Annotated in this window: 10 protein-coding genes; all 10 read right to left on the bottom strand. The window is 32.7% G+C overall.

Annotated features, from left to right (window positions below; genetic code table 11):
• Nucleotides 1–2: 2 nt before the first annotated feature.
• Nucleotides 3–602, bottom strand: a complete 600-nt coding sequence (locus tag BLS90_RS00245) for a lipoprotein signal peptidase (protein WP_091253574.1) — start codon at nucleotides 600–602, stop codon at nucleotides 3–5.
• A gap of 85 nt (nucleotides 603–687) precedes the next feature.
• The gene (locus BLS90_RS00240) at nucleotides 688–1068 is read right to left on the bottom strand and encodes a TraR/DksA family transcriptional regulator (RefSeq protein WP_073352844.1); all 381 of its coding nucleotides are present in this window, start codon (nucleotides 1066–1068) and stop codon (nucleotides 688–690) included.
• A 6-nt stretch (nucleotides 1069–1074) separates the two neighbouring features.
• Nucleotides 1075–4533 carry an isoleucine--tRNA ligase gene (gene ileS, locus BLS90_RS00235; protein WP_091253571.1) on the bottom strand — a complete coding sequence of 1153 codons (3459 nt, stop codon included), beginning with the start codon at nucleotides 4531–4533 and terminating at the stop codon, nucleotides 1075–1077.
• A gap of 267 nt (nucleotides 4534–4800) precedes the next feature.
• Entirely contained in the window at nucleotides 4801–5004 is a 204-nt protein-coding gene (locus BLS90_RS00230; RefSeq protein WP_091253568.1) for a helix-turn-helix transcriptional regulator, read from the bottom strand.
• Nucleotides 4994–5455: a hypothetical protein gene (locus BLS90_RS00225; RefSeq protein ID WP_091253567.1), complete on the bottom strand. Its 462-nt coding sequence runs from the start codon at nucleotides 5453–5455 to the stop codon at nucleotides 4994–4996. The genes BLS90_RS00230 and BLS90_RS00225 overlap by 11 nt, the downstream gene beginning before the upstream one ends.
• A gap of 161 nt (nucleotides 5456–5616) precedes the next feature.
• The gene (locus tag BLS90_RS00220; protein WP_091253562.1) at nucleotides 5617–8280 is read right to left on the bottom strand and encodes a TonB-dependent receptor; all 2664 of its coding nucleotides are present in this window, start codon (nucleotides 8278–8280) and stop codon (nucleotides 5617–5619) included.
• A complete protein-coding gene (locus tag BLS90_RS00215) occupies nucleotides 8268–9002 on the bottom strand; it encodes a GLPGLI family protein (RefSeq protein ID WP_091253559.1) in 735 nt (244 codons plus the stop codon). Before BLS90_RS00215 ends, BLS90_RS00220 begins: the two co-directional genes overlap by 13 nt.
• Before the next feature lie 52 nt (nucleotides 9003–9054).
• Nucleotides 9055–9348 (bottom strand): hypothetical protein, encoded by a 294-nt coding sequence (locus tag BLS90_RS00210; RefSeq protein ID WP_139171364.1) that lies wholly within the window; start codon nucleotides 9346–9348, stop codon nucleotides 9055–9057.
• Between the two features lie 72 nt (nucleotides 9349–9420).
• Nucleotides 9421–10134: a DNA repair protein RecO gene (recO, locus tag BLS90_RS00205; RefSeq protein ID WP_091253553.1), complete on the bottom strand. Its 714-nt coding sequence runs from the start codon at nucleotides 10132–10134 to the stop codon at nucleotides 9421–9423.
• 59 nt (nucleotides 10135–10193) lie between these two features.
• On the bottom strand, nucleotides 10194–12482 hold the full coding sequence (gene porZ / locus BLS90_RS00200) for a type IX secretion system anionic LPS delivery protein PorZ (protein WP_091253547.1): 2289 nt from the start codon (nucleotides 12480–12482) through the stop codon (nucleotides 10194–10196).
• Nucleotides 12483–12495: the final 13 nt, after the last annotated feature.

Here is a 12495-nt window from a genome sequence, read left to right as displayed (position 1 = left end):
ATCTAATCGTGATGAAATGCTTTTTTATTAAAGAAAATCAAGATTCCAACTCCGGTAGAAATTGCCATATCGGCAATATTGAAGATGGCGTTGAAAAAAGTGAATTCTCTTCCTCCCCAAATTGGCAACCAACTTGGTAAAGTTCCGTGCCAAAAAGGGAAGTAAAACATATCTACTACTTGACCATGAAACCAAGTTCCATAAGGTTGGTCTGAGAATAAGGTAGCCAATTGTTGTTGACTGTCGTCAAAAATAACGCCGTAAAAAACAGAATCAATAATATTACCAAGAGCACCAGCAAAAATTAAAGATATTGCTACAATTAAGTAATTTGAGCTGTGTTTTTTCTCCACAGAATCCCACAACCAATATCCAATTCCGCCTACGGCCACTAATCTAAAAAGCGTCAGGAACAATTTACCATAAGTTCCCGGAATTTTAGTTCCCCAGGCCATTCCCTCATTTTCAATGAATAGAATTTTGAACCATCTGAAGACTTCTACTTCTTCTCCTAAAATAAAGTTGGTTTTGATATAAATTTTAGAAACTTGATCAACAAGCAATAAGATAAAAATAAGGAGATACGCTTTTCGTAATGACATTTTATAAATTTTAATGGCGCAAAAATAGCAATTTAATCAAAAAAAACGCTCCCAATGGAGCGTTAATTCTTGTTTAACAGAAGGTTTATCGTTGCAAGTTCTTTGCTTCAATACTCATGGTAGCATGAGGAACGATTTTTAATCTTTCTTTCCCTATCAATTTTCCGGTCACTTTACAAACGCCGTAGGTCTTATTCTCTACACGGAATAGGGCGTTTTTCAAATCACGAATAAACTTCTCCTGACGAATCGCCAGTTGTGAGTTTGCCTCTTTTGACATGGTTTCACTACCTTCTTCGAACGCTTTGAATGTTGGAGATGTATCATCGGTACCATTATTCAAATCATTCATATAAGCACTTTTAATCAAATCTAAATCGGCTTGTGCTTTTTGTATTTTGCTCAGTATTATCACTTTGAACTCTGCTAAATCTGCGTCAGAGTACCTTGTAGCTTCATCTACCATATTCGATTATTTTGAAATTAATATCATTGTTTTTATTTCGTCAAATTCTATTTCAGTACCCAATTCTAAAACATCAACAAAAACTAAATCACTCGTTAAAGTTTCCGATTTAATGTAGTCTTCATTTTTAAGAATCGCTTCTTCCAAGAGTCCATTTCTTTTCAATTGAACCTTGATTTTATCCGTCACTTCAAATCCAGAATCTTTACGGATATTCTGAATTCTGTTAACCAATTCTCTAGCAATACCCTCTTGTTTCAAGGGTTCTGAAATTGTAATGTCAAGCGCAACCGTTATTCCATTTGAGTTGGCGACCAGCCAACCTTCAATATCTTGTGACGTAATTTCTACATCTTCTACGGTTAAAGTTACGTTATTTCCTGCAATAACTACATCCAAGCTCCCTTCCTTATCTAATTGAGCAATTTGCTCCTTCGAAAAACCTTGTATTTCCTTAGAAATCAAGCCCATATCCTTTCCAAAACGGGGCCCGAGCGCTTTAAAATTAGGTTTAATCTGTTTTACTAAAATACCCGAAGCATCATCCAAAAGTACGATTTCTTTCACGTTTACTTCAGCTTTTATGAGCTCAGAAATGGCTTCAATTTCAGCTCTTTGATTGTTGTCAAGTACCGGAATCATTACCTTTTGCAAAGGTTGACGCACCTTTATCATTTCCTTTTTTCGGAGTGATAAAACCAGTGATGAAATGGTTTGCGCTTTCTCCATTTTACTCTCTAACATTTTATTAACATAGTTTTCAACCGAAATTGGGAACTCTGCCAAATGTACACTGTCGTACTTTTCTGACCGTGTTGTTAATGTTAAGTCTCTGTAAAGTTTGTCCATGAAGAACGGAGCAATAGGTGCACCGAGTTTACTTATGGTCAACAAACAAGTATACAAAGTTTGATAAGCAGCGATTTTGTCCTGTGCATATTCTCCTTTCCAGAAACGTCTTCTGCACAAACGAACGTACCAGTTACTCAAGTTTTCCTGAACAAATTCAGAGATGGCACGAGCCGCTTTTGTTGGTTCGTAATCCGCATAAAAACCATCTACTTCTTTAATCAACGTATTCAATTCTGAGATAATCCACTGGTCAATTTCCGGTCTTTCGTTCACTGGAATCTCCTCTTCTTCAAATTTAAAACCGTCAATATTAGCATATAAACTAAAGAATGAATAGGTGTTGTATAATGTCCCGAAAAATTTTCTACGAACCTCAGCGATTCCTTCTAAATCAAATTTCAAGTTGTCCCAAGGATTCGCATTCGATATCATGTACCAGCGTGTCGCATCTGGACCGTATTCTTTTAATGTTTCAAAAGGATCTGCGGCATTTCCTAAACGTTTGGACATTTTTTGTCCGTTTTTGTCCAAAACCAATCCGTTTGAAACTACATTTTTATAGGCTACTTTATCAAAAACTAATGTTCCTATGGCATGCAAGGTGTAAAACCAGCCACGCGTTTGATCGACTCCTTCTGCGATAAAATCAGCAGGAAAATCTTTGTTTTGGTCAATTTTATCTTTATTTTCAAAAGGATAATGCCATTGTGCATACGGCATGGAACCTGAATCAAACCAAACATCAATTAAATCAGCTTCCCGAGTCATCGGTTTTCCAGAAGGAGAAACCAAAACAATTTCATCCACTACATTTTTATGTAAATCAACCAAATCATAATTTGATTCGGCCATATTTCCAATTTCGAAGCCTTTAAACGGATTTTCTTTTTGGAAGCCAGCAGTGATTGATTTTTCTATTTCGTTGTATAATTCTTCGACCGAACCTATTAGAATTTCTTCTGCACCTTCTTCGGTTCTCCAAATTGGTAGTGGAATTCCCCAGAATCTAGATCGGGATAAATTCCAATCATTGGCATTTTTCAACCAATTCCCAAAACGGCCTTCACCAGTAGCTTTTGGTTTCCAGTTGATGGTTTCGTTCAAATCGAACATTCTATCTCTTACTTCTGTGATTTTTATAAACCAGGAATCCAATGGATAATATAAAATGGGTTTATCTGTTCTCCAGCAATGTGGATAACTGTGTACATATTTCTCAACTTTGAACGCTTTGTTTTCTTCTTTTAATCGAATGGCGATTTCAACATCTACCGAACGTTCTGGCGCTTCACCATCGGTATAATATTCGTTTTTTACATATTTACCGGCATATTCACCCACGTGCGAAGTAAATTTTCCTTGTAAATCTACTAACGGAACCGGATTTCCATTTTCGTCCAGAACCAACATTGGCGGGATTTCTGGTGATGCTTCTTTAGCTACTTTTGCGTCATCGGCACCAAATGTAGGTGACGTATGTACAATTCCTGTTCCATCTTCCGTTGTAACAAAATCACCTGCAATCACTCGAAATGCATTCTCCGCATTTTGAAACGGAAGTACCAATGGCATTAATTGTTCATAACGAATACCCACTAAATCAGCTCCTTTGCATTCCGCCAAAACCTGATATGGAATTTTCTTGTCTCCTTCTTTGAAATTTTCAAAATCAGCAGCATCTAAACTTTCAAAGAACCCTTTCCCGAATTGTTTTCCAACTAAATTCTTAGCCAAAATCAATGTTGCCGGACGAAACGTATATTGATTGAATGTTTTTACTAAAGCATATTCAATTTTTGGACCTACAGTCAAAGCCGTATTACTTGGTAAAGTCCAAGGTGTGGTAGTCCAAGCCAAGATGAAAACTTCGTCTAAATCCAAAGCTTCTAACTTATAATGCAGTAAATTGTTTGAACTGATGTAATCGTAAAACTTTGAGAACAACAACTCTTTGTGCGCGTCAATCACTTTAAATTGTGCCACAACCGTAGTATCCGTAACATCTCGGTAACTTCCCGGCTGGTTCACTTCATGCGATGATAATCCTGTTCCTGCTTTAGGAGAATACGGCTGAATGGTGTAGCCTTTGTACATCAAGTCCTTGTTGTAGATTTGTTTCAAAATCCACCAAACCGTCTCCATGTATTTGGATTTATAGGTCACATACGGATCTTCCATATCTACCCAATACCCCATTTTTTCCGTCAAATCATTCCATACGTCCGTGTAACGCATCACGGTTTTTTTACACGCTTCGTTGTATTCTTCGATGGAAATGGTTTTTCCAATATCTTCTTTGGTAATTCCTAATGCGGCTTCGGTACCTAATTCCACTGGCAAACCATGGGTATCCCAGCCTGCTTTACGCTTTACTTGGAACCCTTTTTGAGTTTTATATCTGCAAAAAATATCTTTAATAGCACGTGCCATTACGTGGTGAATTCCCGGTAATCCATTTGCTGACGGTGGCCCTTCAAAAAACACGAATGGGGTGTTACCTTCACGAGTGGTTACGCTTTTCTCGAATATATTTTCTTTCTTCCAAAAATCCAGAACTTCTGACGCCATAGTTGGTAAGTCAAGTCCTTTGTATTCAGTAAATTTTGTGCTCATTTTATCCTTTTCTAAATCGAGGTGCGAAAGTAAGGAATTTTGAATAAAAGAAAGAAAAGATGAGAGAAAATAGATAAAATTGATTAGAGAATTCGATAAAATTCATCATAAGTCCGACAACATTCTATTTTAAGCAAAAACTTCTTTTAAAACGTCCAGCGATTTTGACTTTTTGAATTTTAATTTATGTTGAATTTTATAAAGTATACTTGTTTTTAAAGACTTTGTATTTAATAGAATTTCTTAAGAATTTGAAGTATTTAACCCTTACTTATCATCATCGTCTAATTCGAAAAAATCATTAACTGATTTTCCAAACAACCTTGATAATTTTAATGCCAGAACTGTTGATGGCACAAAGCGATTCGTCTCAATTGAATTTATCGTTTGCCTGGAAACGCCTATTTTCTCCGCGAGTTCCTCTTGGGTTAAATTCAAAATAGCGCGTTCAACTTTTAGCTTATTTCTCATTGTATGCTTTTTTTAAAGACTTGAGAGTAATAATCTGGAAAGTAAGTAACATTGCTAAAAGGGGAATATCTTTATTTCCTTCCATTTTAGGGGCAGATGAAAAACTAAATACAATAGCATAGTTAAAAAAGGGTAATAGTAAATAAACCAAAACTGTAGCTATAACAGCATAATTATAAGATTGCAATCGGAGTTTTAAAACCAACTCATCTTCAATTTTTTCTTTGGAAATTGAAATTAAAAGTAATCCTAAAACCAATCCTGTCTCGGCAATCCGCACCAGAAAGTCATTGTATTTAATTTTTTCTAAATAAATTGAAACACTAACCATCGAAATGATTGAAATAATAAATAACATCAAGCCAATTATTTTAAATTTATTCGGTAACAAAAATCCCGTAATTTTTTCAATTTTTTGAATTTCCTTATCCTGTTTTGATTTTGGTTCCATAAAGTTAAGTAGTTAAAGCTTGTTTTCCATAAAGTATAACAAACTTGATTAAAAGACAAATATACTTTACTTTTTAATGCGAAATTAAATTATTAATAAATTTTTTTCTCCTATGAAAAAACTTCTTTTAAAACATCCAACGATTTTGGTTTTTTAAGCTTTTAAAAACGATATTCCATCTTCAACAATACATATCTTGGAATTAATTTATATTCAGTTTGTGAAATGTTGATGTCAGAAATGTTATAATTTCGAAATGTTTCTGTGTTGAACAAGTTGTTTCCTGAAAGCATAAATGTTAGTTTGTTTTCTTTTACAACATACCGTGCTTCAACATCTAGGAAATAATATCGACTTTTTTTATTCTCTAGATTTCCAAAAAAATAACGTTCAGTTTGAACTTGAATATTGAATTTGTTATTAATTACAAACGAAAAATCAAGGAATGTCATATTGTTTGTAAAATCATTTTTAATAATGGTTTTTACTTGATTATAAGTCCATTTTGAACCAATGTGATAATTGAAAAAGCCTCTAAAACCCGAACGTAATTCAAAACCATAATCAAAATTTATATTTTTCACTTCCCGTAACTCAGAATTATTTACAATATTTTTAAAATTAATTTTACTTAGCCCAAAACTAACTTTAAAGTTGTTTTTTACTTTTTTGACATAGTAATCTAACTCAGATGAAACTGATAAAAATTCTCTGTCATCTACGATGATTTTTTCAGATTGTGAAAAGTTTTGAGCGATTACTGAATTGGAGCTGAAAAAATCATTGTTTTTAGAATATAGAATAAACGAATTGGCAAAAAACTTGTCACCCCAGTTTCCATAGGTATAATTCAAAACAGCACTAGATGCGTTTAGTTGATTAAATTCTTCTAAACCTTTAGAAAACGAACGAAATCCGGTTTGCACAAAACCTGAATACACATCTAAAACTCCAGTATTTGTGGTATTTAATGAATAAGAGGATGTCATTTTATTTTTCTCACTGATCTTCCAATCTAATCCAATTTTTGGAACAACGAAAAACGGATTTTGACTAAATTTCACTTTAAAATTTTCTAATGCATTAAATAATTGATGGAAATCAGATTGAGTAAGTAATGTGAAATTCTTTAACTTAAAACGATATTTGGCTGATACATATAAATCATTAGAGGTATATGTCAAATTGTTTTGATACCCGTTTGGAAAAGCCAGATTATTGTCCTTATCCAATAGCTCAAATCGTGTGTTTAAATCATCTACTCGAAATTGATTACCTATTTTAATTTCTAACAAATCGCCGTTTTTCTTTTTGTCTAACAAATGAACTTCAACTCCGGAAAATTGCATTTTGTTTTTGCTAAATTGTTTGGTACTATTAGCATTTTCAATGAATAAATCGTTAAAAATAAACTGATTAACTAAATAGCTTTGTGGCGTTTTTTCGTTAATGTACCTGCCTGTGATCAAGAACACTTTATTATTTTTGAACCTGTTTGTAAATACTACTTTTTGGTCAAAAAGTTGGTTGTTTGAATTTAATCTTTCATTTAATAAATCATTGTTAAACAATAAATTACTACTATTCTTATCGTTAGTTTTATTAAATTTTCCTGAGTATTCAAAAGTTTTTGTTTTTGAAATGTCATAGATTAAATCAACTTTTCCAAAACCTGTAAACTGTGTTTTTCTACCTGCAAAGTCTTCTGTATTGCTGAATGACGTATTTCCAACCGAAAAAGATTGTAAACTATTTCTAAAAAAATCAACTTCGTCAGTGTTTAAAAAGCCTAATATTTTGACTTTAACTTTATCAGAAAGTGTTAAAATACTATTCAACGAAAGCATTTCGGCATTGTTAAGATTGACTCTTCTTTGTTTTAAATTTGGAGTATCAAAACCTAAACTTAATAAGGTTCTAACAGATTGATTATCACCCACACTTGCAGGTTCATCAAAACGATAAGGTCGAATTAAATGATTAATATCACCGGTTGCATCATAGCCGACGTTGTTTAAATTGGTGAGAAAGTAGTATTTAGATTTTTTACCAAAATTCATTAAATTGGCTTTTACATCATAGCGGTTTTCTGAAAACAAACCATAACCTAGCGATGAATTACCAAACCAAACACGTTTAAAATCTTCTTTTAACGTAAGATTTAAAGCGACTTTATTGCTGTTTTCAATACCTTTTAAATGTTTGTTATTGGAATAATTTTGTAGTAATTCTATGTTTTCTATTGGATTGACAGGCATGTTTTTGGTAAGGATTTTATACCCTTTTTCAAACATATCATCGCCATCAATCATTACTTTTTCAACTTCTTGATTACCTACTTTTATGGTACCATTTGCATCAATATTTAGTCCTGGTATTTTTTTGAGTAAATCCTCAACTGTTTGTTCATTGCCTTGCTTAAAGGAGTCTACATTAAAAATAATGGTATCATTTTTTATGATTATAGGACGTTTAGTTCTTAAAATAACTTCTTTTAGAGCTATAACTTTTGGAATTAATATAAAATCAATAGTTTTTGGCTCATTGATTTTATTAATAATAAATTCAACTGTTTTTGGCTCAAAACCTACTGAACTAGCAGTTAAAATAAAAGATCCTATTTTATCAGTAGTTAAACTATATTTTCCTGCATTGTCAGTAAAAGTGTAAAGAATTATTTTATTGTTACTATCTTTTAAAATAACACTAGATGAAATAATTTCTTCATCTAATTCATTTCTTACTTGACCAAGAAGTTTAGTTTGTGAATAAACAGAAAAATTAAAAATAGAAAAAAAAGCGATAAAATAATTTATTCTTCCCATTCAAATTTAGTTTCAATACCATTTCGGCTCGGTTTGGTTGTTTGCGTTTGTGTACCTCTAGGCAATCTAATATCAATGTTATCCATTATTTTTTCGTAGCGGGAATCAACATATTCTTTTAAATCAATTTTTTTATGAAGATTTTTTTCTTGTGGAAATTCAATTTTTTCATCTGTAAACCCAATACTTGTCACACCCCAATAATATCGATTATTTTGATCATAAATCTCCATAATTAAACCAGGCAATCCATTAAATTTCCATGGTCCATATTGCAATGGAAAATCTAAAGAATACCACGCTGTATAATTTCTTCCTCTAAAATTTGCGGTTGCTTTGTAACATAAATATTGATCTATTTCTTTTGTAGCTTCTTGATTAAGAACCCATTTAATCTTTGGAATATTTTCTGAAACAATTAAAATATCACTGTTAATTTTCTCTTTAAAAAATAATGAGTCGACAACAAAATCAGTTATCACATAACGCTCAATCTCTCCTTGAATAACATTAATTTGATTATCTTCTTTTGGTAATTCATTTTTTAAATTAGTTTTAGATATTAAAAAAAGAGATTTTTGACTTTTAACATCCAACATAAGAATCCCGTTTTTTTCATTATAAATTTCAGTATTGTACTTTATGATATAATTTATTTTCAAATTCCTTTGTCCAAAAGAAAATTTAAAAAGGAATAATGCAATTATGACTAAGTATTTCATGATTAATAAAATTAATTGGCACCTCGTTAAAGATGCCAATATTTAGATAAAATTATTGTGCTGCAGAAATATAATGCAATTTAACTGCGGTTGCCCAAGTACTGCATTCAGATTCACTATTTACATTATAAAAAGTATGCAATCTGCTACCCGTAACCTCTCCATCGGCATTATAAAAGGTAACTGTTACATAACAAGTTCCCAATAAATTGCCAAATCTAGCATCTTCTATGTTAAAATTAACATGTGCCTTTTTAGTTTTTTTAGAGATTGAGTTCGCATTTTCATTTGCAAATCCAAAACTCCCGATTATCAAAAATGCTAAAGAAAAGATAAAATTTTTCATTTTGTATAATTTTTTAAGGTTATACATACGAAATAACTAAAAAAAAAATGACATACAAGAAAATATTCACTTTTAACTAAAAACCTCTTTCAAAACGTCTAATGATTTTGGTTTTTTAAAACCATCCAAATGAAAACTGTAGTAATCTATTAGAATTCGTAAAACAATTTGCCTTTCTATGACATGAAATATTTTTTGATTGTTATCGAATTTCAAATCGATCAGTTTTTTAAACAAATTGCTTTCATGCTCCGTAAGTGAACTGATTGCGTGGAAAGGCGTAAAAATACCTTCGTTCATTTCGAAAAAAGGCATATCTATGTCCGAGGTATCAGGGTAAAAACCTAAATATTTTGTAGTTTCTAACAATAAAATTAAATGAAAATTAGCAATTTCGTCATGGTTGTCTAACCAATTTAAAGCGGCTTCAAGAAAATTAAAAAGTGCTTCATTTGTCTCTTCTTCGTGGATGGAATGGTGCAACATTTCGGAGATAAACATCACAATCGTACTCTTATAAATATCCGAATGAATCGAGTGAAAAGCCGAGGCAATTTTTATCTCTTTGAAATTTTCCAAAGTGCCTTTATTTTTATGAACGGCTTCTATTTCGATTATCGTCAACGGCTGGAAGTAAGCGATTTTTTGATTGGCTTTTCGACTCGAAAAAGCGTCCCGAACAAAATAAGATTTCAAACCATGCGACAGCGTGAAGCATTTGACAATCAAGCTTTTTTCTTGAAATTTTAAAGACGAAATGACGATAGCTTTGGTTTTGACTTGCACAATTTTAATTTCAAAGATTGAAAAATTTAAAGAATAAAAAATTAATTCACTCTTATAAATTATCTGATTATCATTACTTTTTTAACTTTGGTTTCTACTCCGTCTTGCGCCGAAATAAAAATCATATACACACCGGAAGCAACTTTGTATTTACCAAAAGCCGTAGTATCCCATTCTATTGTACCTCCTTGCGAAGTAGTTTCATAAACTAGATTTCCTCCAATATCCGTGATCTTAACATTCGCTCTATCTATTAAACCTGCAATCTTAACGGTCCCTGAATACTCGGGCCTTACTGGATTTGGATACACATATGCATTACTTAAATCATCATTTGCCGAAGTTGCAGTGCCTTTAAAGGAAACCAAACCTTTAGCAGTTGCAATAAAAACTTCTCCGGTGGTACTGTTGATATCAATATCATTGATAACATTACTGGGCAAAGGAGAATTATTTATCGTAAAATGGTATTTCGTTTCCTGTCCGTTTAGTGAAACTAAAAATAACCCTGAGTCAGCGGTGCCTATCCACTTGTTATTGGCTCCATCTACAGCGATGTCAGTAATGAACTGTTCGTATAATAATTCTTGAGCTAGATTATCCTCTAAAATAATTATTGGATTAGCGGTCATTTGATCTTCCAATTGAAAACTCCCTACATTGGATAAAACCCGTAATCCCTTTGTAGTTCCTATCCACAGTTGGTTTCTGGCATCTACCGCAACTGTTCTGACATTAGATATCGGTAAATTTCCAGCATCTGGACCTGTTGTTATTTTCTTGAATTTAGAAGTACTTTCATTAAAACCAATAACGCCATCTCCACTAGTAGAGAGCCATTTTGTTCCATTTTTATCGATGGCGATTGTCCCAAAATTATTATCTATGGCTGATTCTAGAATAACGTCCATTGCATAGCTCTGCCATTGTCCATTTGTTTTCAATACTTTCAGTCCATTTTTTATACGGCTGGTAGTAACCCAGAGATTCCCAGATTTATCAAACACGGTTCCATTCACTCTTATATCAATATAATTGGGACCTACAAACGTCAAAGACTCTAAACCGCTATTAGTTTGGTTATACAAAATTTTAGGTTCATCATTTTCAATTTTTAATAATCCCGAAAAAAAAGAACTAGCGTACACTTGGTTTTCATCACTTGGATTTATTGTAATTCTGGTAATCGATTGTGCACCAAAAACTTTTTCATAGGGAATATTCAACCATCCGCTTTCGTTCAACTTACTCACTCCATAACTATTCAAAGGATAGGGATTATAATCAGCTGAATAATCTCCATATACTGCCCAAAGGACGTTAGGTGTAGCTTGAAGAGCAAATATGTTGTTTCTCGAAGGACCAATAGGCGTTGTGTTCTCAAAACTTGAAGCTAAAGAAAGTGATGCTGTAATCAATCCGTTTTCTTTTGTCCCAATAAAAATAGTATCCCCGACTATGGTGGAACAAGTGAATGCCACATTACTTTCCGAAATTTGGCCTGTATTTATCTGACGCATTAAGGCCATTTGACTGTTGTAAATATAGATGCTATTCAAAGTTGTTACAATCAAATATCCTGCTGTTGCTCTTAGGTCTAATGCAGGCTCAGAGAGCTGGATAATTCCACTGAAAGAACTAGAAACCGAATTAAATCTATGAATGAATCCAAAATTATTTATGGCATACAAATCTGTACCAAAAGTGGTTGTGCTAGACCAGCCTCCTGTTGCTATGACTGTCCACTGATTAAAATCAATTAAATTTACATTAGTAATAGACGCTCTCCTTATTCCCTGGGTAGTAGCAGCATAAATAAACCCATTAAATAGCGTGGTTTGATTTACTATTATTTCGGCACCATTATCGCCTATAAAATAAGTGTCGCCAAATTGCAGCGTATTGAGATTGAATTGAACAATCCCAAAGTCACAAGAAATATAAGCAATGCCTTCAAATTCCATGAAGTGATTGATTTTTTTTATATTTGATGGAAGTTGCTTGCTGATAATATCGACTACATTCAATAGGCTACCATCCAATTCATTAATAACTATTATCAATCCATTTTCATAACCCACAATTGTTTTATTGAATTTCACGCTGTGATATACCGCAGAAATGGTTTGTCCTGAAAGTCCATCAATAGTATTCGTTGTTTTAATCCCGCTTGTTATTGTATTTTTAGAAAATAATGCATTTTCAGATGCGGCAAAAACTGCAGTCTCAGATTCTGTGACATCTTTAATTTCGTTGTAGGAGAAATAACCCTGCCACAACAAATTATTTTGGGAAAACCCTATTTGCGTAGAAAGTAGAAGTAAAAGATAGAATACGTTCTTTTTCATTATTTGCATAAAT

Origin of the sequence: Flavobacterium omnivorum, assembly GCF_900099915.1 — a bacterium.
GTDB classification, from domain to species: domain Bacteria; phylum Bacteroidota; class Bacteroidia; order Flavobacteriales; family Flavobacteriaceae; genus Flavobacterium; species Flavobacterium omnivorum.
The sequence above is the reverse complement of the archived record's forward strand: the minus strand, read 5'-3'. Positions and strand labels throughout refer to the sequence as shown.